This is a genomic window from Sphingomonas sp. SUN039 (genome assembly GCF_024758725.1).
In the GTDB taxonomy this organism is placed as follows: domain Bacteria; phylum Pseudomonadota; class Alphaproteobacteria; order Sphingomonadales; family Sphingomonadaceae; genus Sphingomonas_O.
Genome location: NZ_CP096972.1, coordinates 3,302,216 through 3,323,958, shown reverse-complemented (window position 1 = coordinate 3,323,958; position 21,743 = coordinate 3,302,216). Strand labels below are relative to the sequence as shown.

At 66.2% G+C, this 21,743-nt stretch carries 27 protein-coding genes; 18 read left to right on the top strand and 9 right to left on the bottom strand.

Annotation, left to right across the window (positions count from 1 at the left end):
• Nucleotides 1–67 precede the first annotated feature (67 nt).
• The 10 genes from M0209_RS16505 to M0209_RS16460 all read left to right on the top strand — a co-directional run bounded on the left by M0209_RS16505 (nucleotide 68) and on the right by M0209_RS16460 (nucleotide 7,173).
• The gene (locus tag M0209_RS16505; RefSeq protein WP_258889369.1) at nucleotides 68–1,462 is read left to right on the top strand and encodes a cytochrome ubiquinol oxidase subunit I; all 1,395 of its coding nucleotides are present in this window, start codon (nucleotides 68–70) and stop codon (nucleotides 1,460–1,462) included.
• Nucleotides 1,462–2,469, top strand: a complete 1,008-nt coding sequence (cydB, locus tag M0209_RS16500) for a cytochrome d ubiquinol oxidase subunit II (RefSeq protein WP_258889368.1) — start codon at nucleotides 1,462–1,464, stop codon at nucleotides 2,467–2,469. Before M0209_RS16505 ends, cydB begins: the two co-directional genes overlap by 1 nt.
• Nucleotides 2,453–2,560 carry a DUF2474 domain-containing protein gene (locus tag M0209_RS16495; RefSeq protein ID WP_258889367.1) on the top strand — a complete coding sequence of 36 codons (108 nt, stop codon included), beginning with the start codon at nucleotides 2,453–2,455 and terminating at the stop codon, nucleotides 2,558–2,560. The genes cydB and M0209_RS16495 overlap by 17 nt, the downstream gene beginning before the upstream one ends.
• A 79-nt stretch (nucleotides 2,561–2,639) precedes the next feature.
• Nucleotides 2,640–4,478: a translational GTPase TypA gene (gene typA / locus M0209_RS16490; RefSeq protein ID WP_258889366.1), complete on the top strand. Its 1,839-nt coding sequence runs from the start codon at nucleotides 2,640–2,642 to the stop codon at nucleotides 4,476–4,478.
• A 181-nt stretch (nucleotides 4,479–4,659) separates the two neighbouring features.
• Nucleotides 4,660–4,896 (top strand): type II toxin-antitoxin system Phd/YefM family antitoxin, encoded by a 237-nt coding sequence (locus M0209_RS16485; protein ID WP_258889365.1) that lies wholly within the window; start codon nucleotides 4,660–4,662, stop codon nucleotides 4,894–4,896.
• Nucleotides 4,893–5,279, top strand: a complete 387-nt coding sequence (locus tag M0209_RS16480) for a type II toxin-antitoxin system VapC family toxin (protein WP_258889364.1) — start codon at nucleotides 4,893–4,895, stop codon at nucleotides 5,277–5,279. Before M0209_RS16485 ends, M0209_RS16480 begins: the two co-directional genes overlap by 4 nt.
• Nucleotides 5,280–5,329: 50 nt before the next feature.
• Nucleotides 5,330–5,584 (top strand): type II toxin-antitoxin system Phd/YefM family antitoxin, encoded by a 255-nt coding sequence (locus tag M0209_RS16475; RefSeq protein WP_258889363.1) that lies wholly within the window; start codon nucleotides 5,330–5,332, stop codon nucleotides 5,582–5,584.
• Nucleotides 5,581–5,847, top strand: coding sequence for a Txe/YoeB family addiction module toxin (locus M0209_RS16470; protein ID WP_258889362.1), 267 nt, complete (start codon nucleotides 5,581–5,583; stop codon nucleotides 5,845–5,847). Before M0209_RS16475 ends, M0209_RS16470 begins: the two co-directional genes overlap by 4 nt.
• Nucleotides 5,848–5,857: 10 nt before the next feature.
• Entirely contained in the window at nucleotides 5,858–6,583 is a 726-nt protein-coding gene (locus tag M0209_RS16465) for an alpha/beta hydrolase (protein ID WP_258889361.1), read from the top strand.
• A complete protein-coding gene (locus M0209_RS16460) occupies nucleotides 6,580–7,173 on the top strand; it encodes a trimeric intracellular cation channel family protein (RefSeq protein ID WP_258889360.1) in 594 nt (197 codons plus the stop codon). The genes M0209_RS16465 and M0209_RS16460 overlap by 4 nt, the downstream gene beginning before the upstream one ends.
• 37 nt (nucleotides 7,174–7,210) lie before the next feature.
• On the opposite strand, the gene M0209_RS16455 is transcribed toward M0209_RS16460, so the two are convergent.
• From M0209_RS16455 to M0209_RS16425, 7 genes are all read right to left on the bottom strand, one after another.
• Nucleotides 7,211–8,389: a hypothetical protein gene (locus tag M0209_RS16455; RefSeq protein ID WP_258889359.1), complete on the bottom strand. Its 1,179-nt coding sequence runs from the start codon at nucleotides 8,387–8,389 to the stop codon at nucleotides 7,211–7,213.
• Entirely contained in the window at nucleotides 8,389–9,453 is a 1,065-nt protein-coding gene (gene aroC, locus M0209_RS16450) for a chorismate synthase (RefSeq protein WP_258889358.1), read from the bottom strand. The genes M0209_RS16455 and aroC overlap by 1 nt, the downstream gene beginning before the upstream one ends.
• The gene (fabI, locus tag M0209_RS16445; RefSeq protein WP_408988243.1) at nucleotides 9,450–10,241 is read right to left on the bottom strand and encodes an enoyl-ACP reductase FabI; all 792 of its coding nucleotides are present in this window, start codon (nucleotides 10,239–10,241) and stop codon (nucleotides 9,450–9,452) included. The genes aroC and fabI overlap by 4 nt, the downstream gene beginning before the upstream one ends.
• Nucleotides 10,242–10,254: 13 nt before the next feature.
• Nucleotides 10,255–11,205: a YihY/virulence factor BrkB family protein gene (locus M0209_RS16440; protein ID WP_258889356.1), complete on the bottom strand. Its 951-nt coding sequence runs from the start codon at nucleotides 11,203–11,205 to the stop codon at nucleotides 10,255–10,257.
• A gap of 8 nt (nucleotides 11,206–11,213) precedes the next feature.
• Nucleotides 11,214–12,122 carry a J domain-containing protein gene (locus M0209_RS16435; protein ID WP_258889355.1) on the bottom strand — a complete coding sequence of 303 codons (909 nt, stop codon included), beginning with the start codon at nucleotides 12,120–12,122 and terminating at the stop codon, nucleotides 11,214–11,216.
• Between the two features lie 192 nt (nucleotides 12,123–12,314).
• On the bottom strand, nucleotides 12,315–13,211 hold the full coding sequence (locus M0209_RS16430) for a transglutaminase family protein (RefSeq protein WP_258889354.1): 897 nt from the start codon (nucleotides 13,209–13,211) through the stop codon (nucleotides 12,315–12,317).
• A gap of 142 nt (nucleotides 13,212–13,353) precedes the next feature.
• Nucleotides 13,354–15,810, bottom strand: a complete 2,457-nt coding sequence (locus tag M0209_RS16425; RefSeq protein WP_258889353.1) for a circularly permuted type 2 ATP-grasp protein — start codon at nucleotides 15,808–15,810, stop codon at nucleotides 13,354–13,356.
• 151 nt (nucleotides 15,811–15,961) lie between these two features.
• Between M0209_RS16425 and M0209_RS16420 the strand changes: the two genes are divergently transcribed.
• The 5 genes from M0209_RS16420 to M0209_RS16400 all read left to right on the top strand — a co-directional run bounded on the left by M0209_RS16420 (nucleotide 15,962) and on the right by M0209_RS16400 (nucleotide 19,061).
• Nucleotides 15,962–16,213: a hypothetical protein gene (locus M0209_RS16420; protein ID WP_258889352.1), complete on the top strand. Its 252-nt coding sequence runs from the start codon at nucleotides 15,962–15,964 to the stop codon at nucleotides 16,211–16,213.
• The gene (locus M0209_RS16415) at nucleotides 16,191–16,670 is read left to right on the top strand and encodes a PIN domain-containing protein (RefSeq protein ID WP_258889351.1); all 480 of its coding nucleotides are present in this window, start codon (nucleotides 16,191–16,193) and stop codon (nucleotides 16,668–16,670) included. Before M0209_RS16420 ends, M0209_RS16415 begins: the two co-directional genes overlap by 23 nt.
• Nucleotides 16,671–16,747: 77 nt before the next feature.
• A complete protein-coding gene (gene pdxH, locus M0209_RS16410) occupies nucleotides 16,748–17,323 on the top strand; it encodes a pyridoxamine 5'-phosphate oxidase (protein WP_258889350.1) in 576 nt (191 codons plus the stop codon).
• Nucleotides 17,320–18,270, top strand: coding sequence for a cation diffusion facilitator family transporter (locus M0209_RS16405; protein ID WP_258889349.1), 951 nt, complete (start codon nucleotides 17,320–17,322; stop codon nucleotides 18,268–18,270). The genes pdxH and M0209_RS16405 overlap by 4 nt, the downstream gene beginning before the upstream one ends.
• Nucleotides 18,267–19,061, top strand: coding sequence for a PhzF family phenazine biosynthesis protein (locus M0209_RS16400; RefSeq protein WP_258889348.1), 795 nt, complete (start codon nucleotides 18,267–18,269; stop codon nucleotides 19,059–19,061). Before M0209_RS16405 ends, M0209_RS16400 begins: the two co-directional genes overlap by 4 nt.
• On the opposite strand, the gene mnmA is transcribed toward M0209_RS16400, so the two are convergent.
• On the bottom strand, nucleotides 19,058–20,173 hold the full coding sequence (mnmA, locus tag M0209_RS16395) for a tRNA 2-thiouridine(34) synthase MnmA (protein ID WP_258889347.1): 1,116 nt from the start codon (nucleotides 20,171–20,173) through the stop codon (nucleotides 19,058–19,060). The genes M0209_RS16400 and mnmA overlap by 4 nt on opposite strands.
• A gap of 79 nt (nucleotides 20,174–20,252) precedes the next feature.
• On the opposite strand from mnmA, the gene M0209_RS16390 reads away from it, so the two are divergent.
• From M0209_RS16390 to M0209_RS16380, 3 genes are all read left to right on the top strand, one after another.
• Complete coding sequence (locus M0209_RS16390; protein WP_258889346.1) at nucleotides 20,253–20,513, top strand: hypothetical protein; 261 nt, start codon at nucleotides 20,253–20,255, stop codon at nucleotides 20,511–20,513.
• 108 nt (nucleotides 20,514–20,621) lie between these two features.
• The gene (locus tag M0209_RS16385) at nucleotides 20,622–20,921 is read left to right on the top strand and encodes a DUF1153 domain-containing protein (protein ID WP_258889345.1); all 300 of its coding nucleotides are present in this window, start codon (nucleotides 20,622–20,624) and stop codon (nucleotides 20,919–20,921) included.
• 119 nt (nucleotides 20,922–21,040) lie between these two features.
• Nucleotides 21,041–21,292, top strand: a complete 252-nt coding sequence (locus tag M0209_RS16380) for a GlsB/YeaQ/YmgE family stress response membrane protein (protein WP_258889344.1) — start codon at nucleotides 21,041–21,043, stop codon at nucleotides 21,290–21,292.
• A 46-nt stretch (nucleotides 21,293–21,338) separates the two neighbouring features.
• Here the strand turns inward: M0209_RS16380 and M0209_RS16375 are convergent, their stop codons facing one another.
• Entirely contained in the window at nucleotides 21,339–21,596 is a 258-nt protein-coding gene (locus tag M0209_RS16375) for a GlsB/YeaQ/YmgE family stress response membrane protein (RefSeq protein ID WP_258889343.1), read from the bottom strand.
• Nucleotides 21,597–21,743: the final 147 nt, after the last annotated feature.

The window sequence follows — 21,743 nt, the reverse complement described above, 5'->3', positions numbered from 1 at the left end:
AAATCCTGCACTCGATCGCCCGATGTTGCTGCTTGGGGGTTGGGCGACAAAGGGGTAGATTGCGGTCATGGACACCACCGAAACCGCCCTCCTCCTTGCGCGGGTGCAGTTTGCGTTCACCATATCGTTCCACTTCCTGTTCCCCTCGTTTTCGATCGGGCTGGCAAGCTATCTCGCCGTCCTTGAAGGATTGTGGCTGTGGACCAAGAAGCAGGTGTATCTCGACCTGTTCCGCTACTGGCTTCGCATCTTCGCGGTGGCCTTTGCGATGGGTGTCGTTTCGGGCATCGTCATGTCCTACCAGTTCGGCACCAACTGGGCTGTGTTCAGCGATAGGGCGGGGCCGATTATCGGCCCGCTGATGGCGTACGAAGTGCTGACCGCGTTCTTCCTCGAGGCCGGTTTTCTCGGCGTCATGCTGTTCGGCATGAAAAAGGTGGGGCCGGGCCTGCATTTCGCCGCCACGCTGATGGTCGCGCTCGGCACGTTTATCTCGGCGTTCTGGATTTTGAGCGTCAACAGCTGGATGCAGACGCCGCAGGGCTGGGCGGTCAACAACGTTGGGCAGTTCGTCCCCGGCCCCGGCGGCTGGTTGCCGATCATCTTCAACCCCAGCTTCCCCTATCGCCTCGTCCACACCGTTATTGCCGCCTATCTGACGACGGCGTTTGCGGTTGGCGGCGTCGGCGCTTGGCACTTGCTGCGCGGCCACAAGACCGAGGCGGCGAAAAAGAGCTTCTCTATGGCGATGTGGATGGCGGCGATCGTGGCCCCGATCCAGATTTTCGCGGGCGACATGCACGGGTTGAACACACTGGAGCATCAGCCAGCCAAGGTCATGGCGATGGAGGGGCATTTCCAGAGCCACCCCGATGGCGCACCGCTGATCCTGTTCGGCCTGCCCAACCAGAAAGAGCAGCGCGTCGATTATGCGGTCGAAATCCCCAAGCTCTCGTCGCTGATCCTGAAGCACGACCCGAACGCCCCGCTCGCGGGCCTCGACACCATACCGCGCAAGAACCAGCCGCCGGTCGCGGTCGTCTTTTGGACGTTCCGCATGATGGTCGGCATCGGTTTTGCCATGCTCGGCCTTGGCCTCTGGAGCCTGTTCGCAAGGCTTCGCGGCAAGCTCTATGACTGGAAGTGGCTGCACCGTGCGGGCGTGGCGATGGGGCCGACCGGCTTCGTCGCGGTGCTCGCGGGCTGGGCGACGACCGAGGTCGGACGCCAGCCGTGGACGATCACCGGGCTGCTCCGCACGGCAGAGGCCTCGTCCGCCATCGGCACGCCGGGGATGGTCGGATCGCTAACCGCTTTCGTGCTGGTCTATTTCGGCGCGTTTTCGGCGGGCAGCTGGTATATCCTCAAGCTCATGGCACAGCCACCGCATGAGGGCGAACCCGACAATGTGGCGGGCCCCATCCGCACTGCCGGAACGACGCCCGCGATGGAGGGCGCGTGATGGACCTGACCGTCATCTGGGCCGCGATCATCGCGGTTGCGATCGCCATGTATGTCGTGATGGACGGCTTCGACTTGGGCATCGGCATCCTGTTCCCGCGCTTCGAAGTGGGGCCGGACCGCGACCGCGCGATGAACGCCATTGCGCCAGTGTGGGACGGCAACGAGACCTGGCTGGTGCTCGGCGGTGGCGGGCTGCTCGCGGCTTTCCCGCTTGCCTATGCCATCGTCCTGCCCGCGCTCTACGCGCCGCTGATTGCGATGCTGCTCGGCCTCGTGTTCCGGGGCGTCGCCTTCGAGTTCCGCTGGCGCGACCCGGCGCACCGCAAGCTGTGGGACGCGGCGTTCTGCGCCGGGTCGGTCGTCGCGACCTTCGCACAAGGGATCACGCTCGGCGCGCTGTTGCAGGGGATTAAGGTCACGGGCCGCAGCTATGGCGGCGGCTGGTGGGACTGGCTGACCCCGTTCAGCCTGCTCTGCGGGTTCAGCCTGCTTGTGGGCTATGCGCTGCTCGGGACGTGCTGGCTGATCTGGCGGACCGAAGGGCCGCTGCATGCGGAGGCGCGGCGCTATGCCAAATGGCTGACTCCCGCGTTGATGGCCGCGCTCGGTGCCGTCAGCCTCGCGACGCCGTTCCTCGAGGGGCAATATTGGCAACGCTGGTTCGCCTATCCGGGGCTTTTCGTCACTGTGCCCATGCCGTTGCTTGTCGGCGGCGCGGCGCTGATGCTGTGGCGCGCAGTGGCGACCGGCAAGGACCATGCGCCGTTCCTGTGGGCACTGGCGATCTTCGCGCTGTCGATGGCGGGCCTCGCGATCTCGATCTGGCCCGACGTCATTCCCGGACGCGTGACGATCTGGCAAGCTGCCGCCCCCTACGACAGCCAGATTTTCATGCTGGTCGGCGTGGCGATCATGCTGCCGCTGATCCTCGCCTACACCGCCTGGGCCTATTGGGTGTTTCGCGGCAAGGTCGGCGACGAGGGCTACCATGCGCACGACCATTAAGCAGTTGGGGTGGCTGGTCGCGATCTGGGCGGGCAGCGTGCTGGCGCTGGCGGCGGTGGCGTGGCCGATCAGGATGCTGCTGAAGCCCTAGGACAGGCTCTAGTTGCTGCAATGCCGCAATTCAGCTAGGGGCGCGCGCAACATACGCTCTCGCACAATCAGGAAATCCAATGAGCCTCCGCAACGTGGCCATCATCGCGCACGTCGATCATGGCAAGACGACCCTTGTCGACCAGCTGTTCCGCCAGTCGGGCACGTTCCGCGACAACCAGCGCATCGAAGAGCGCGCGATGGATTCGAACGACCTCGAAAAAGAGCGCGGGATCACGATTCTGGCGAAGTGCACATCAGTCGAATGGGACGACCAGCACGGCACCAAGACGCGGATCAACATCGTCGACACGCCCGGCCACGCCGATTTCGGCGGCGAGGTCGAGCGCATCCTGTCGATGGTCGACGGCGTCATCTTGCTCGTCGATGCGTCCGAAGGCGCGATGCCGCAGACCAAGTTCGTCACCGGCAAGGCACTCGCGCTGGGCCTGCGCCCCATCGTCGTCGTCAACAAGGTCGACCGCCCCGACGAGCGCATCCAGGAAGTGCTCGACGAAGTGTTCGACCTGTTCGTCAGCCTCGAAGCCAGCGACGAACAGCTCGACTTTCCGGTGCTCTACGCCTCGGGCCGCAACGGCTATGCGAACGAAGACCATCATGCCCGCGAAGGCACGCTGAAGCCGCTGTTCCAGAAGATCGTCGATCACGTGCCGCCGCCGTCGGCAGACCCCGACGGGCCGTTCAAGTTTCTGGTGACATTGCTCGACCGCGACAATTTCCTCGGGCGCATCCTGACCGGTCTGGTCTTCTCGGGTTCGGTCAAGACCAACCAGCAAATCCACGCGCTCGATAACGACGGCAAGATCGTCGAGACCGGCCGCGCTTCGAAGATCATGACGTTCCGCGGGCTGGAACGCATACCGACCGACGAGGCGAACGCGGGCGACATCATCAGCCTCGCAGGCCTGACCACCGCGACCGTCTCGAACACGATCTGCGACCCAAGCGTCAGCGATCCGCTCCACGCCCAGGCAATCGATCCGCCGACCTTGTCGATGCGTTTCGCGGTCAACGACAGCCCGATGGCAGGCCGCGAAGGCAGCAAGGTGACAAGCCGGATGATCCGCGACCGCCTGTTCCGCGAAGCCGAAAGCAATGTCGCGATCAAGGTGACCGAAGCGTCGGACCGCGACAGTTACGAAGTGGCGGGGCGCGGCGAGCTCCAGCTCGGCGTGCTGATCGAAACGATGCGCCGAGAAGGGTTCGAGCTTGGCATCAGCCGCCCGCGCGTGCTGTTCGGCGAGGACGACAGCGGCGCGAAGACCGAACCCTATGAAACCGTCATCATCGACGTCGACGACGAATACAGCGGCACGGTCGTCGAGAAGATGGCGATCCGCAAGGCCGAGCTGACCGACATGCGCCCCAGCGGCGGCGGCAAGACGCGCATCACCTTCTCGGCACCGTCGCGCGGCATGATCGGTTACCACGGCGAATTCCTTTCGGACACGCGCGGCACCGGCATCATGAACCGGCTGTTCGAGAAATACGGGCCGCACAAGGGCCAGATCGAGGGGCGCAAGAACGGCGTGCTGATCAGTAACGGGTCGGGCGAGGCGAACAGCTATGCGCTCGGGCCGCTCGAGGATCGCGGCATCCTGTTCGTCGGGCACGGCGAGCAGCTCTACGAGGGGATGATCGTCGGCGAGAATGCCAAGCCCGACGACCTCGAAGTCAATCCGATGAAGGCAAAGCAGCTGACCAACTTCCGTGCCTCGGGCGGCAAGGACGACGCGATCCGCCTGACCCCGCCCAAGCGCGCGACGCTCGAACAGGCGATTGCCTATATCGACGACGACGAGATGGTCGAAGTGACGCCGAAGAGCATCCGGTTGCGGAAGCGGTACCTCGACCCGCACGAGCGGAAGAAGGCATCGAGAGCCAAGCTCGCCGCTTGAAATCCCGACGGATTTCGGCGTCGGTCCCCACACCGCCTTCCCTGAGCTTGTCGAAGGGCTTTTTTTCTTTTCGACCGGGTCAAGGGAAAGGAAGGGGCTTCGACAAGCTCAGCCAAGTCGGGTCTATCGCGTGCCCGCACGGCGGCTTGCACTTAGTCAACCAATAGACTAAGCTCCACCCATGACCACCGTCAGCGTCCACGAAGCGAAAACGCATCTGTCGCGCCTGATCGAACAGGTGCTGGCGGGCGAGGAAGTCGTGATCTCGCGCAACCGGGAGCCGGTCGTGCGCCTCGTGCGAGAGGCTCCGGCGAAGAAGCGCCCCCTGCTCGGTGCGTTTAAGGGACAATTCGACATCGACGATGCGGCGTTCGCGCCGATGACTGACGAAGAGCTGCGCGACTGGGGACTGGCTTGAAGCTGCTGCTCGACACCCACGCATTGCTGTGGGCGCTCGGCAACAACCCCCGCTTGTCGGCCCGCGCACGAGCGGCAATCGCAGACGACGCGAACGAGAAGATCGTCAGCGCCGTGTCCGCCTTTGAAATTACCACCAAATACCGGCTCGGCAAACTGTCCGAGGCCGCACCCCTGATCCCCGATTTCGAAGCCGCGCTCGCGCCGTTCGACTTCACCTTCCTGTCGATCACGCCCGCCCACGCCGCGCGGGCGGGAGGCCTGCCCTTTGCCCACGGCGACCCCTTCGACCGGTTGCTTATCGCGCAGGCGCAAGTCGAAAGGGTGACGCTGGTTTCGAACGAGAAGCTGTTCGACGGGTTCGGGGTGGAGCGGGTGTGGTGAGGGCGGCGCTACCAGCTTGACCTCCTGTTAATGTACGCTATTACGTACAGATGATCCACGTCTCGTCCTCCGATCTTCGCAAGAACCTCGCGCATTACATGGACCGCGCCGAGGCGGATCGCGACCCGATCCTCGTCACGCGGCAGGGGTCCGAACCCGTCGTCATCCTCGCGCACAGCGAGTTCGAATCGATGATGGAAACGCTGTATCTACGCCGCAGCCCCGCCAATGCGGCTTGGCTCGACGCGAGCATTGCAGAGATCGAAGCGGGCAATGTTGTGGAATTTAAGTTGCCACAAGATTGAAGATCGTTTTGTCGGCACGCGCTTGGGGTCAGTACGTCGCCTGGCAGGCTGACGATCCCAAAACCGCTGCGCGAATTAACGTCATGATCGACGACATCATGCGCTCGCCCTTTCGCGGCATCGGCAAGCCCGAACCGCTGCGCGAAAACTGGCGGGGCTGGTGGTCGCGCCGGATCGACGACGAACACCGGCTGATCTACCGCGTCACCGGCGCGGGCGAAGATCAGCGGCTCGAAATCGCGCAATGCCGGTATCATTACTGATGGGACCGGCATGACCCCGACCCCGCCGCCAAGCAAAGCCTTGTGGGCCGCCGAACTGCCGCGTGCCGTATGGGCATTCGCGTCGTTGCTGCCCGCCCGCGCGATGCTCGATGCCGCGCCGCGCGGGGACGGGCGGCCGGTGATGCTGTTGCCCGGGCTCGTCAACAGCGACCGGTCGATGACGATCATGCGGCGCTATCTGAACGGGCTGGGTTATCGCTGCACCGGCTGGGGACTGGGGCGCAATCTCGGTAACCGCGCCATCGGGGCGGGGGCCGAGAAACTGATCGCGCAGGTCGAGGCGCTGGCGCGCGAGGCGGGCGAGCCGGTGACGCTGATCGGGGTCAGCCTCGGCGGCATCATCGCGCGTTTTGCGGCGCACCGCGTGCCGCATGCCGTGCGCGAAGTCATCACTGTTGCCTCGCCCTATGCGGGCGATCCGCGCGCGACCAATGTGTGGCGCGCGTATGAATGGCTGACCGGCGAGCGCATCGACGGCGCGGCGACCCAGGCACAACGTGCGGAAATCGCGCAGCCGCTGCCTGTCCCCGCGACCGCGATCTGGAGCCGCAGCGACGGGCTGGTCAGCGGCTATGTGTGCCGCGACCCGGCGGATAGCGGATGCCGCGCCCTCGAAACTCCCGGCAGCCATATGGGGGTGCAATGGCGTCCCGCCGTGCTCCGCGCGATTGCCGATGTGCTGGGCGAGAGCGCGCGGGAGCGCGCGCCGGGATGATCGAGTTGCTCGACCTGTTCGGGATCGCGGTCTTCGCCGCCTCGGGCGCGCTGGCGGCGGCGCGGGCGGGGCAGACGCTCGTGACCTTTGCGTTCTTCGCGCTGGTCACCGGCGTCGGCGGCGGGACGGTGCGCGATCTGTTGATCGGCGCGCCGGTGTTCTGGGTGCATGACTGGCGCGTGCCCGCCGTGTGCCTCGCGACCGCGCTGGCGATCTGGGTATTGCCGCGCCGGTTGTGGCCCGAGCGCGCGGTCGACTGGTTCGATGCGGCGGGGCTGGCGGTCTATGCCGTGTTCGGCGCGGCCAAGGCGCTGTCGCTCGGCGTGCCGCCGCTGCCCGCGGTGATGATGGGCGTCATCACCGCCTGCGTCGGGGGCATTATCCGCGACGTACTGGCGGGCGTGCCGTCGATCCTGTTGCGGCCGGAGATTTATGTGACGGCGGCGGCGCTGGCGGCGGGGCTGTTCACGGGGCTGACGGTGGCGGGAGCCGGGGTGCCCGTGGCGGCGGCAAGCGGAGCCGTGGCCGGGTTCGCGCTGCGTGCGCTCGCCATTGCGCGCGGGTGGCGCATTCCAGCTTATCGGGGCTGACCGCGCCCGCCCGCGACAACCGGCGGCACGGACCAGACTAAGGCGAAACAGAACCCATGGTGTCGGCAGCACAACGCTCGCGCAGCCGGGCCCAGCTCGCGCCGCAATAATGGCCTGCCAGCGCGCGCAAATCGTCGGTCGCCTCGCGCTGCTTCTCGCCGGTGTCGCCGGTGAAGCCCCGGTCGGGGGTCTTGGCATCATGTTGCGTCGCGGCACGCATTACCGCCGCTTCGGTGGGCGTCGGCTCGACCCCGAAATGCGGGAGGATCGTGTCGAACACCGCCTCGGGCAGCGCCGGATAGGCGATGCAGCGCACCGGGGGAACAGCGTCGAGCGCCGCGTCGCCGAGGCGACCGAGCAGCCAAGCGGCAAAGCGTTCGCCGTGGAGGTCCGCATCGACAGCCTCGCCGGGCAGTGTCATGGCCACCACCGGCATCACGGGCTGATAGCCGGGGCTGCGCCGCTGCGACACCAGCACTTCGACCGGGTCGCGACACAGGAATATGCACGGCACATCGGGGAAAGCGGCGCGGAACAGCGGCAGCGCGAGCGCGTGCCAATGGAACAGTTTGACGAAGCGGCGGCGTGTCGTGCCGCTGCGGTCGCGGGTCAGCGCCAGAACGATCGCGCGCAGTGTCGCGACGGACACCTGCCCAGCCAGCGCAAACTGGACGACCGCGTCGAGGATCGGGGGTTCCGATACGACGACTTGGTCATCGACGGCGGCGAGCATCCGCGCCACGAGGGTCGAGCCGCAGCGCGACATGTGGAAGACGAACCCGTCGGGCGGCGGGGCTGCATCGGGTGCTGCGGAAACCAGGTCGTCGAGGGTCATGCCATAGCGGAACAGCCGGTTGAACGGCAGGTCGCGGACTTCGGCTTCCGACATTTCGAAGAACGGCCGGCGCAGCGGGTCGGGCCCGAACCAGAGCCAGCTCAAAGCTGTGCCGCCCTCCCCGCCGAAGAAGCCGGTCGGCAGCCAGCCGCGCGGAGGCCAGCCGCGCCCGCCGACAAGGGGTGGCCGGAACCGGTGCAGGCCGAGCGGATCGAGGGCGAAATACGGGGCGAAATGCGCCGGGTCGAGCACGATACCACGCGCGGCGGCGCGTTCGACCATGCGGGCGACAAAGGCGACCGGATCGCGCAGTGCGGCAAGTTCGGCCTGCAGCGCCTCATCGGCGAAAACGTGCTCCGCGAACGCATCGAACGACTGCATCAACGTCCGGTCTGTCCTCGCTGCATCAGCTTTGCATCGGCGAGCACCAGCGCCATCATCGCCTCGACCACTGGCGCACCCCTGATCCCAACGCAGGGGTCGTGGCGGCCCTTCGTCACGATGTCGGTCGCGGCACCGTCGCGCGTGATCGTCTCGACCGGCGTCAGGATGCTGCTCGTCGGCTTGAACGCGACGCGCACGACCACTGGCTGGCCGGTCGAAATCCCGCCCGCAACGCCGCCCGCGTGATTGGCTAGGAACTGCGGCGCAGCGTCACCGGGGCGCATCCGGTCGGCATTGTCCTCGCCGCGCAGGCGGGCAGCGGCGAACCCATCGCCGATCTCGACGCCCTTGACCGCGTTGATGCTCATGCAGGCACTGGCGAGTTGCGCGTCGAGTTTCATGTAGAGCGGCGCGCCCCAACCGGCGGGGACGCCGGTCGCGACGCATTCGACGACCGCGCCCAGCGACGATCCCGCCTTGCGGGCGTCATCGACCAGCCTTTCCCAGCGCGCCGCGGCGGCGGCATCGGCGCAGAATAACGGATTGCGGTCGATCTCGGCCGCTTCGAACGTCTCCGTGCGGTCGCCGCCGATTTCGACGACATGCGCGACGATACTGACCTCGGGGATCACCAGCCGCGCGACGCCGCCCGCTGCCACGCGTGCCGCCGTTTCGCGCGCCGAGCTCCGCCCGCCGCCGCGATAGTCGCGAAACCCGTATTTGGCATCATAGGCGTAATCGGCGTGGCCGGGGCGGTAAGCAGCGGCGACCTCGCTGTAATCCTTCGAGCGCTGGTCGGTGTTCTCGATCATCAGGCTGATCGGCGTGCCGGTGGTCCGCCCCTCGAACACGCCCGACAGGATGCGGACCGCGTCGGCCTCCTGTCGCTGCGTCGTGAATTTCGAGGTGCCCGGACGGCGCTTGTCGAGGAACGGCTGGAGGTCGGCTTCGGACAGGTTCAACCCCGGAGGGCAACCATCCACCACCGCCCCGAGCGCCGGCCCGTGCGATTCGCCCCATGTCGTGAAGCGGAACAGATGGCCGAAGCTGTTGTGGCTCACGAAAGCGCCATATCCGGCGCGTCCTCCGCCTTCATGCCCACGACCTGATAGCCCGCGTCGACATAGTGCGTCTCGCCGGTGACCCCCGACGACAGGTCGCTGCACAGGTACAGCCCGGCGCCGCCGACATCCTCGATGGTGACGTTGCGTTTCAGCGGCGCGTTCAGCTCGTTCCATTTCAGGATATAGCGGAAATCGCCGATCCCCGACGCGGCGAGCGTCTTGATCGGTCCCGCCGAGATCGCGTTCACGCGGATGTTGTCGCGGCCCAGATCGACGGCGAGATATTTGACGCTGGTCTCGAGTGCCGCCTTGGCTACGCCCATGACGTTGTAGTGGGGGATCACTTTTTCCGCGCCGTAATAGCTGAGCGTCAGCAACGACCCGCCATTGGGCATCATCGCCTGCGCGCGCTTCGCCACCGCGACGAACGAATAGACGCTGATGTTCATCGTCATCAGGAAATTGTCGAGACTGGTGTCGTAGTAGCGCCCCCGCAGCTCGTTCTTGTCCGAAAAACCAATGGCATGGACGACGAAATCGATGGTCGGCCACCGCGCCGCCAGCGTGTCGAACGTGGTGTCGAGCGCGCCCATGTCGGCAACATCGCAGTCGATCAGGAAATCGCTGCCGAGTTCGGCGGCCAGCGGGCGCACGCGCTTCTCCAGCGCCTCGCCCTGATAGCTGAACGCGAGCTCGGCCCCCGCCTCCGACAGTTTTTTCGCAATGCCCCAAGCCAGCGAGCGGTCGTTGGCAAGGCCCATGATCAGCCCGCGCTTGCCCTGCATCAATGTCATATGGTCACTCCTTGGGCAGCGCCTGTAGCGCAGGTTCGGGCGGTTCCGATAGAGCCGCGTTGAGGTGCGCGCCGACGGTAAAGCCCAAGCCGACGAACCAGAAGAAGATCAGCGTAATGATGACGCCCGCCAGCGACCCATAGGTCAGGTCGTAGTTCGACAGGCGCGCGATGACGACGGGCAGCAGCGCCAGCGCGCCGTACCACCACAGCGCGACCAGCAGCGCGCCCGGCCATTTGGGGTTGCGCGACATGCGGTACTGGCCCGGCGTCAGGGTCCACATGATCAGATAGACCGCGCCCCAGGCGACGAACAGCGGGACGAGGCGACTGAGCTGGATCCAGCCCATGACATTATCGGCAAAGGGGAACAAGCGGAACACGAACTGCTCCGCCGCGGTCAGGAACACCTGCAAAGAAAACGCCGCCATCATCGCGACGACGGCGGCGATGATCAGGCCGATGGCGCGCAGCCGGTATTGCCAGAACGGCGCCGACGACCGTGTGCCATAGGCCCTTCGCAAAATATCGCGGATCGTCTCGATAAAGCTGCCGACGGTCCACAGCCCGATCAGCGCGCCGATCCACAGCAATGCGCCGGTGCGCTCGGTAAGCACATCGTGGATCGGCTGGCGCAGCACCTCCTGCGTCGAGGCGGGCAGTGTGACGAACACCGAATTCACCGCATTGATCGTGTCCTCGCTGCGCCCGAACAGGCTCGCCAGCGCCGCCGTCACGATGAAGAACGGGAACAGGGTCAGCAGGGTCAGATAGGCGAGGTTGCCCGCATGGATGAACCCATCGTTGAACACGCCGACCACCACCCGTTTGACGACTTCGAAAGCACGCGCGACCACCGGCAGATGGTCGAGCCGATGCGCGATGGTCGTACGGTCGCCCTGCGCCAGATGCTTGTCGCGCTCGGCGGGCGACTGGGGCGAGGGCGCTTCCTGCATCGGCTGCGCTAAACGCCCAGCTTCGCTCGCGGGTTGCCGGGGCTGGCGCTTTCCGCCCAGCTTTTCAGGGCAGGATCGTCCGAGGGGAGTTCGATCATCAGTGTGACGAGCTGGTCGCCGCGCGTGCCGCCCTTGCCGGTGAACCCGCGCCCGCGCAGGCGCAACACCTTGCCCGACGAGCTGTCGGCCGGGACATTGAGCATGACCGGTCCATCGACGGTCGGCACTTTGACCGGCCCGCCGAGTACGGCTTCGGACAAGGCGACCGGCAGATCGAGCCGGATGTTGTCGCCCTCGCGCTTGTAGAAGGGGTGGCTCCCAACCTCGATGGTAATAATCGCATCGCCCGCGCCGCCCGCGCCCGGCTCGCCCTTCCCCGCCAGACGCATCTGCGTGCCGGTCTCGACCCCGTTCGGCAGTTTGACATCGATGGTCTTGCCATCGGCGAGGGTGATACGCTGCGGCTTGAGCGCGGCGGCGTCCTCGAACCCGACCGACAGTCGATAGGCGACATTTGCGCCCTTGGCCGGAGCCCCGCGCCCGAACGGGCTGCCACCACGCGCACCAGCACGCCCGCCGAACAGCCCTTCGAATATATCGCCGAAGTCTGCACCGCCGCTCTGGAACCCGCCCCCGGGAAATCCGCCTGCCTGACCGCGCCCGCCGCCACCGCCGAACCCGAACGGCGCGGCAGGATTGCCGTCGCCATCGATCTCGCCCCGGTCGAAACGCGCGCGCTTGTCCTTGTCGGACAGCAAATCATACGCGGCGGTCACTTTCGAAAACCGCTCGGTCGCTGCCTTGTTGTCCTTATTGCGGTCGGGGTGCAGCTCCTTGGCGAGCTTGCGGTACGCTTTTTTGATGTCGGCCTCGCTCGCCCCGCGCGCGACACCGAGAGTGGAATAGGGATCAGCCATCGCGTTCAGTTAGGCGTCGATGCGCGCCACGACAACATCCGGCACTGGAAGAAGGTGGGGTTCACCCTAAACACCGAAAAGGGCAGCGCGAAGCGCCTCGAATCGCTCCCTCGCGAACGTGGGCAAGATAGAAGTTTTTGAAGGCGCTGCGCGCGGTCGCGCTCTTTTGGGTCTTTAGGGTGAACCACCTCCCTATCCACCCAGCGCCAGTTCCTCTTCCGGTGCCACATCGACCGACACCGTCATCGTCTGTGCACCGGTGCCGAGAAACACGCCGTCGATGGGGGCGATTTCCGAATAATCGCGGCCGATGGCGATGACGATATGGTCGCCCGCCATCCAGATGCCGTTGGTGGGATCTACCCCTTCCCAGCCACGCTGCGGCCCGCACCACACCAGCACCCAGGCGTGCGTCGCGTCGGCGCCGACCAGCCGCGCTTCGCCGGGCGGTGGAATGGTGCGGAGATAGCCCGAGGCATAGGCCGCCGGAATGCCGTGGGCGCGTAGTCCGGCGATCATCACCTGTGCGAAATCCTGGCACACGCCGTGGCGGTGCGCGAAGGCCTCGGCAGGCCGCGTCGCCGTATGTGTCGCGTCGGGATCGTAATCGAATTCGCGCTGGATGCGCTGGGCTAGGCCGATGGCGGCATCCATGATCGACCGGCCGGGGTCCAGTTCCTGCGCGCACCAGTCGGCGATTTCGGGGGAGAGTTCGACCATCGGGCTGGCGAAGAGATAGTTCGTCGGGCCGTTCGCGCTGACATCGCGGCTGGCGCGGGCCAAGCGGGCGACAGTCGCCACATCGGGATCGTCGGGCGACGGGAACGGCACCCCGCGTTCGACATCGACATGCGCGGTACTGACGATCTTCAGTCGCGTCACTGCATCGGGAATGACCAGCCGGGTAACGTTCGCCAGCGACGCATCGGCGCGCGCCAGCGTGAGTTCGCCATTGGGCTCGACCGACAGATCGTGATCGACGAGCGTCTGCCCCGACCACAGGATCGGCTTCAGGCGCAGATTGCAGCGCGCAAAGCGCACCGGCGTGGCATAGGTGAACCGCGTTTCGTGGCGGATGCGGTACCTCATTGCGCTCCGCCGTCCATCAACTTGCCCGTTCCCGAGCGAAGTCGAGGGACTGGTTCGAGCGAAGTCGAGAACAATGCTTTCACGAACAGGCTCCTCGACTGCGCTCGGCGTAGTCCCTCGACTTCGCTCGGGAAAGAACCGTTCACGCGAGTGTAAGTCCGGCTGCCCGCAACGGCTCCCCGCCACGCAGGAAGAAGCGACGGCCGAGCGCATCGCTCAAGGACATCAGCCGGTTTTCGATCCCCTGCACGGCATGGCCGTCGAGCGCTGCTGCCGCAAAGGTCGCGAGATTGGCCGACAGCGCCGTCGCCTCGACCTGTTGCGGTTCGGCCATGCCGTCGTCGGCGAGGCGCGGCAACGCGGCGAGATGCGCGGCGATCGCTTCGACCTGAAACGCCAGACTGCGCGGATTGCCGCCGTCGAGCGCGACGAGATCGCGCACGGCCAGCGCGGCCAGGCCGCCGGGATAGCGCTGACGATATGAAATCGCGCTCGACGACAGATCGAGCAGCAGAAACAAATCGTCGGCAGTCGGCTCGTCGACGCCGAACACCTTGAGCAACCGGCACACCCCGATGGCGCGTTCGAGGCGGCGACCGAGGTCGAGGAAGCGCCAGCTGGCGGTGCGCCCCATATTCTCCGCCGAAAGACCTGCCAGTGCCGACAGCCGTTCGGACAAGGCCGCCGTGCGCTGGCTGAGCGGCCCCTCTTCGGGCAGCGATTTGTCGAGGAGCCGCCAGACATCCGCCGAAAGCCGTTCGCGCGATCCCGCGCCGATCCCGCGCGCGGCATGGAGCAGGCTGGCCACGCTGGACGGCTGCGACGGGTCGCCAAAGGCGGTGCCGAGCGTGCCCTTGCCCGTCGGCGCCGCACCGCTCGCCACGATCATCGCATCGAGCCGCGCCGCGGTGTCTGCGCCAAGCGACGCGCCGCCATCGACGTCCGCCGACCCGCCGAGGCCGCCGCGTACCAGTGCAAGAATGTTTTCGGCGCGCTCGAGATAGCGCCCCAGCCAGAACAGATTGTCCGCGACGCGCGACGGCAGGGTGCCGGGGTTGCGCCTGATCGCGACCTCGTCGGCGTGCGGCATCAGGGTCATCGGTGCCACGGCGCGGTCGGCAACGATGGCGACATCGGTCGAGAACGCCCCTTCGCCGATGACGATGGCACGCGCATCGCTGCCCGCGCCGATCCGGGCAAAGCCCCCGGGCATGACGCTCCACGCGCCGCTGGCATCGCGCGCCGCAAACACGCGCAAAGTGAAGGGTCGCGGTTCGAGGCCGTCGGCACCGACCGTCGGCAGGGTCGAGAGCTTGACCACTTCCTGCCCGACATAATCCACGCCGCGCAAATTCATGTCGGCGAACAACGCGGCGCGCTCTTCCGCATCGAAATCGCTGCCGAGCCGTGCGCCTTTCGGGCCGAGACCGCGCGGGTTCGTTGCAAAGGCAGGTGCGATCACCATCTTGTCGAGCGCGCCCTGTACCCGCGCGCATTCGTCGTCCTGCCCGCACCACCAGGTGGCGATATTGGGCAGGCGCAGATCCTCGCCGGTCATCCGCACCGACAGGCGCGGCAGGAACGCTGCGAACGCCGCCGATTCGAGCACGCCCGCACCCGGCGCATTGGCGACGACGACATTGCCCGCCGCAATCGCATCGATCAGCCCCGCGACGCCGATGCGCGAATGCGAATCGAACGCGAGCGGATCGAGCAGTCGCGCATCGACCCGCCGCCACAGCGCATCGACGCGCTTGAACCCCTCGATCGTCCGCAGATAGACCCGGTCGCCGTGGGTGGCGAGGTCTTCGCCCTCGACCAGCAACATGCCGAGATAGCGCGCGAGATGCGCCTGTTCGGCATAGCTCGGGTTCAGCCGTCCGGGGGTGAGCAGCGCCATGCGCGGCTCCGACCGTTTGCACGCCGCCGCAATCCCCTCGCGCAAATCGGCGAAAAACGGCGCGAGCCGCTCGATATGTAGCCGCCCCTGCAACCCCGGCAGGACGCGCGACACCGCCAGCCGGTTTTCGAGCGCATAGCCCGCGCCGACCGGATTGCGGGTGTGGTCGGCGAGTACCCGCCACTCGCCGCTGGGACCACGCCCCAAATCGGCGGCATAGACTTGCAGATGATGCCCACCCTGCGGGGTCAGGCCGACCATCGGACGCAGGAAATTGGGGCTGCCGTTGAGGAGCGCTGCCGGAACCAGGCCGTTGCCGACGAGCCGCTGCGCGCCGTAAATATCGGCGAGCAGCAATTCCATCAGTTCGGCGCGCTGGGCAATACCGTCGGCAATGCCGCGCCATTCGCGCTCGCCGATCATCAGCGGCAGAGGCGACAGCGGCCAGCGGCGTTCCTCGTCCTCGCCCGCCACGCGGAAGCTGGTACCGATATCGTCGGCCTGTCGCTCGGCGCGTAGCCGGAGCGCTTTCAAATCGCCACCCGACGCCTCGGCGACTTCGGCGAGCATCGGTGCCCAGACCGCATCGTCGCCCAGCGCCGCATCGCCGCGCATGACGCGGGTGCGGTAGTCCGCGAGAAGATCGAGCGCCTGTGCCATCGAATCGGCAGGATGGGGCTTTGCGCTAGCCACGGCCATACCCCATCTGCTGCACCGCCCCCGGTTTTTGTGTCGCGCGGTTAAGACCATAGCGTTTGCCGCAATGCAACACGAACGCGAAGGCGAACGGTGGCTAGCCATTTACCCTTTATTGCTAGACAACTTCCTCTCGAAAGCCTATCGTCGCCGTATGACCAGAGCTGCCGCCCAATTGAACGTCCGCTCGACCTACGCTCGCGAACGCGCTGCTGCCTTGGCCCACACGACGGGAATGACCACGACGCAAGTGGTGGAAGAGGCGCTGCGTTCGTACACCCCCCCCATCGCGTCGCCGCCCGGCGAACTCGTCCGTCGCGGCGCCTTGCTGATCCGGCCGGGCAAAGGAAGCATTACGCTCGACGTTGCCAATGCGGCACTCGATGCGGCGCGCGTCGAACGCTGAAGGCGTGCCTGCGCCGCTCGTCCTGCTGGATACCAACGTCATCGTCGCCGCGCTCGCAGAGGCACATGAACATCACCGCCCGTCGCTGGCATTATTTGCCGCCGAGCCGCCGCTCAACATGGCGGTGGCGGCGCACTGCTACGCCGAGGCATTCACGACGCTGACACGGCGCGGTTTGTCCGTCCCCTTCCAATGGCCGCCGGGAGAAGCCTGGGCCGCGCTCGAAAGCGTGGCGTCGGTTACCCGACTGGTCGGCCTCTCTCCGGCCCAGAGCTTCGAAGCGGTCCGCGATTTTTCGGCCAGCGGACAGATCGGCGCGCGCATCTACGATCATATGATCGGTCGAGCAGCCAGCGCCTGTGGGGCAAAAATACTCGTCACCTGGAACATCGGCCATTTCCCGCGGCTGGGCGATGGACTGGAAGCACGGACGCCGATCGAGGTCTTGGCTGCTTAAAGTGCGTTGCGTAGCGCGCTCGGCGTTTGCGTCGCGTCGTCTCGACTTGCGCGCTGCCCCCACTTACAGCGCCGCCCATGACCACCGATCCCCATGCCCTGTTCGAGAGCTGGCTGCGCGATGCCGAGGCCAGCGAGCCGAACGATCCCAATGCGATGGCGCTTGCGACGGTCGATGCGCGCGGGCAGCCGTCGGCGCGGATGGTGCTGCTCAAGGGGCATGATGAGGGATTCATCTTCTATACGAATCAGACCAGCCGCAAGGCGGGCGATCTGGCCGACAATCCCCGCGCCGGTTTGCTGTTCCACTGGAAATCGCTGCGGAAACAGGTGCGCGTCGAGGGGCCGGTGACGCCAGTGACCGATGCCGAGGCCGATGCCTATTTCGCCACAAGGGGCCGCATTTCGCGGCTGGGGGCGTGGGCGTCGGACCAGTCGTCGCCCTTGCCCGACCACGCCACGCTTGAGGCACGGCTCGCCGAAATCACCGCGCGGTTCGAAGGTGCCGAAGTCCCGCGTCCACCGCACTGGTCGGGTTATCGCGTGACGCCGGAAACGATCGAATTCTGGGAGGACGGCGACCACCGGCTGCACAACCGGCGCTTGTTCACGCGCGCCGGCGATGGTTGGCGCGAAGGGCTGCTTTACCCATGAGCGGCTCACACCACCACGGCGCGCACGCCCATGCCCGGGCGACGCTGACCAGCCGCGCCGCGCTCGCCAGCATTTCGATGGCAACGTTCCTGTTGCTGCTGAAGCTGTGGGCGTCGGCAGAAACCGGTTCGGTCGCGATGCTGGGGTCGCTGGCCGACACCGGGCTCGATCTGCTCGCCTCGCTGGTCACGCTGTGGGGCGTCAAGAAAGCCGCGCAGCCCGCCGACCGCGACCACCGCTTCGGGCATGGCAAGGCCGAAGCGCTGTCGGCGCTGTTCCAGGTCATGGTGATCGTGCTGTCGGCGCTCGCCATATTCGGGCGCGCGATCATGCGGCTGATGCAGGGCGAAACGACCGCGCATGCCGAATACGGCATCGGGGTGTCGCTGGTCGCCATCGTGACGACGCTCGCACTGCTCGCCTATCAGCGGTATGTGATCGCCAAGACCAAATCGGTCGCGATCCATGCCGACCATGTCCATTACCAGTCGGATGTGCTGCTCAACATCGCGGTAATCGCGGCACTCGCGCTCGACCAGTATCTCGGGATTAAATGGGCCGATCCGGTATTCGGCATCGGCATTGCCGTCGCGCTGCTGATCGGCGCGTGGCGTGCCGCGACGCATGCCATCGACCAGCTGATGGACAAGGAGTGGCCCGAGGAGAAGCGCCAGCATTTCCTGCAAGTCGCGGCGCGCCACCCCGAACTGACCGGCATTCATGATTTGCGGACGCGGTCGTCCGGCACGCAGGATTTCGTGCAATTCCATGTGTGGGTAGACCCGACGATGACGGTGGCGGAGGCGCACCGGATCATGGACGAGGTCGAACATGCGCTGGAGCATGAATTCCCCGGTACCGAAGTGCTGATCCACCTCGACCCCGAAGGACAGGTCGACAAGGAAGGCGTGTTGCCGTCGGCACTCGCTGAGGAAGCGACGCGGTGAAGATTCCGTTCGCGCAGATCGACGCGTTCGCCGAGCGGCCCTTCACCGGCAATCCGGCAGGCGTGATGCCGCTCGACGCATGGCTCGACGACGCGGTGCTGCAGGCCATCGCGCAGGAAAACAACCTGCCCGAGACCGCGTTCATCGCGCCCGACGTCAGCGGCGCGGCGGATTACGAATTGCGCTGGCACACGCCCGCCGCCGAAGTCGCGCTGTGCGGCCATGCGACCCTAGCGAGCGGGCATTATGTGCTGGGGGCGGACCCGGCACGTAGCCAAGTGACGTTCCGGACGCGCAAGTCGGGCATCTTGACCGTGGCGCGCAGCGGTTCGGGCTATGAGCTGACGTTGCCCGCTTGGGTCGCTTCGCCCAAGCCATTACCAGAAATTGCCGCCGCAATTGGGATCGCCACGCCGCTTGCGACGCTGTGGCACGAAAGCGGCTACGCGCTGATCGTTCTGGATGACGAGGCCGCTGTTCGCGCCTTGAAGCCTGACCTTTACGCGCTGCACAAGCTTGGCCCCATCGTCGCCATTGCCACGGCGCGCGGCGAGGTCACCGACTTTGTCAGCCGCGTGTTCACGCCGTTCTTCGACATTCCCGAAGATCCCGTGACCGGCTCTGCCCATGCCGTCGCCGTCCCCTATTGGGCCGAACAATTCGGCCGCGACACGCTGACCGCCTATCAGGCGAGCGCGCGCGGCGGCCATGTTGGCTGCCGGTTGGCGGGCGACCGGGTCGTGCTGTCGGGCAACTGCGTGACGGTGATCGAGGGGGTGTTCAGCCTCTAGGCGAAGGCAAGTTCCGCCGCCTCGGTTTCCTCGATCCAGCCGCCGCCGACCACACGCTCGCCCGCGTACAGCACCGCCGCCTGCCCCGGTGCCACGCCATATTCGGGGGCATCGAACACGACGCGGTCGCCGTCGAGGCGGGCGGGGACCGGCTTGGCCAGCGAGCGGACCTTGGCCGACAAGGGTGCTTCAGGCAGCGCCCCGATCAGGTTGATCTCCGACAGCCGCGCCGACCGCACTGCCAGCGCTTCGCGCGGCCCGACGATTACCTCGTTCCGTGCCGCGTCGAGCCGGACGACATAGAGCGGCTCGGCCAGCCCGCCGATCTCAAGCCCGCGCCGCTGGCCGATGGTGAAGCCGAGAATGCCCCGGTGCGTGCCCCGCACCTGTCCTGCCAGATCGACGATCTCGCCCGGCTGTCCCGCATCTGGGCGCAGCTTGCGGACAAGGCCCGCATAATCGCCATCGGGGACGAAGCAGATGTCCTGGCTGTCGGGCTTGCCGGCGACGCCCAGCCCCAGTTCGCGCGCGATGTCGCGGACCGCCGCTTTCTCCATACCGCCAAGCGGAAAGCGCAGATAGTCGAGCTGTGCGGTCGTCGTTGCGAACAGGAAATAGCTCTGGTCGCGCGCTGGATCGATCGCGCGGTGCAGTTCCGGTCCGGTCGGTCCTACCACCCGCTGCACATAATGGCCGGTCGCAAGGCAATCTGCGCCGAGGTCGCGGGCGAGCGCGAAAAGGTCGGTGAACTTCACCCCCATATTGCAGCGGACGCAGGGAATGGGCGTCCGCCCCGCGACATAATCGTCCGCAAACCGGTCGATTACCGAATCGCGGAACCGGCTTTCGTGGTCGAAGACATAATGCGCGAACCCCAGCCGGTCGGCGACCGCGCGCGCGTCACGAATGTCCTGTCCCGCACAGCACGCGCCGGGGCGCTTCGTGGCTTCGCCGTGATCGTAGAGTTGGAGTGTCACCCCGATCACTTCGGCCCCCGACTGCACGGCAAGTGCGGCCACTACCGAAGAATCGACGCCGCCCGACATGGCGACAACGATCCGCGAGTCGGCGGCAGGCCGGTCGAGCTGGAAAAGGGCGGCGGGATCGGTCACCCGCGCGCACATAGGGCCGCGCGGCCCGTTTCGCCATGGTTTACGCCGCCTTCAGCCTTTGTGGCGCATAGCCGCGGCCATGGATTTGAGCTTCATCCGTCGCAACCGGCCCGTCGCCATCGACTTGCCCGCGCTGCTGGCGCGCACGGCGGCGGCGCAAAGCGCCAGCCCGACGGCGCGCGCGCAGGTGCGGCTGGAGACGGTCGCCGGACATTTCCACCCGATCGATCCGCATGTCGTCCTGTTCGCCCAAGGCCCGACTGCGTCTGCCTTCGTCGGCCGGATCGCCTCATTCGCGGATTTGTCGGGCGATATCTTCAGCCCTCGTCAACCAAACTGAAGACGGCGTTTACCTTGGCGTTTTAGCGTTCTTTCAATGCCCTGTGGTTAGAAGCGGAAATCAAGACGATGCCCGGACCGGCTTTCAAGGTCCGTGATTGAGGTAAGAATGATCGAGAACCAGAAAATACGTCCCGCTCAGGTAATCGGCCCGCTCGGCGAGCCGCTGACGCTCGACTCTCTGCCGCCGCCGTCGACGACCCGCTGGGTCGTTCGCCGCAAGGCCGAAGTCGTGGCGGCGGTCAACGGCGGGCTGCTCTCGGTCGATGACGTCTGCGATCGCTACGGCTTGACGCTGGAGGAATTCGCCGGCTGGCAGCGCGCCGTCGACCGGTCGGGCATGCCGGGCCTGCGCGTCACCCGCATCCAGCATTACAAGTCGCTTTACGAGCGCCAGCAGAAATACTGACCGCCGGATTCCGGTGAGGGCGTAACGAATTCAGGGGCTCGCGCGGAACCGCGCGGGCCCTTCGTGCGTCTGGCTCCTGTCATCGCCCGGTATGCCCGGTGCGAAACAGGAGGAAAATCATGAACTTCATCATCTGGCTCATCATTGGCGGTGTCATCGGCTGGCTGGCGAGCATCGTCATGCGGACCGACGGGCAGCAGGGCATCGTGCTCAACATCGTCGTCGGCATCGTCGGGTCTTACATCGGCGGGTTCCTGTTCGGGCCGATGCTCGGCAGCGCGGGTCAGATCGGGCCGTATCTCAGCGCGTTCCTGGGTGCGATCGTGCTGCTCGCCATCGTCAATCTCGTCCGTCGCGGTTCGGTCCGCTAGGCGCAAATCCGGAGCCGTCCCTGCGGACGGCTCCGGCCTTTACGATTTACCGGCGCGAGGCGACGATCATGCGATAGAGCGCAAGCAGCAGGAATGCGCCTGTCCCCGCCGCCACCCAACCGACCGGGCCGGCAGGCGCAAAATCGCCGAAGGCGAGGCCGAGATAGCCCCCGAGCAAGGCGCCCGCGATCCCCACCAGAATCGCCGTAACGAACCCGCCCGGCTCGCGGGTCCGCGTTACCAGCCGACCGGCAACACCCATCACCAGCCCGATCAGAATCCAGCCCATCAGCGATGCCGACATGCCCGTCGCCTTTCCCCGTCTGCCGCCCACCCGTTCATCGCATTTTTAGCGCGGAATAGACAGCGCAAGCGTTGCACAGCGCCCTTGCGCCGAAAGTCGCTGGCGTCCATTAACCGCTACCTGACAATCGGCGCTTGAGCGCGGTGA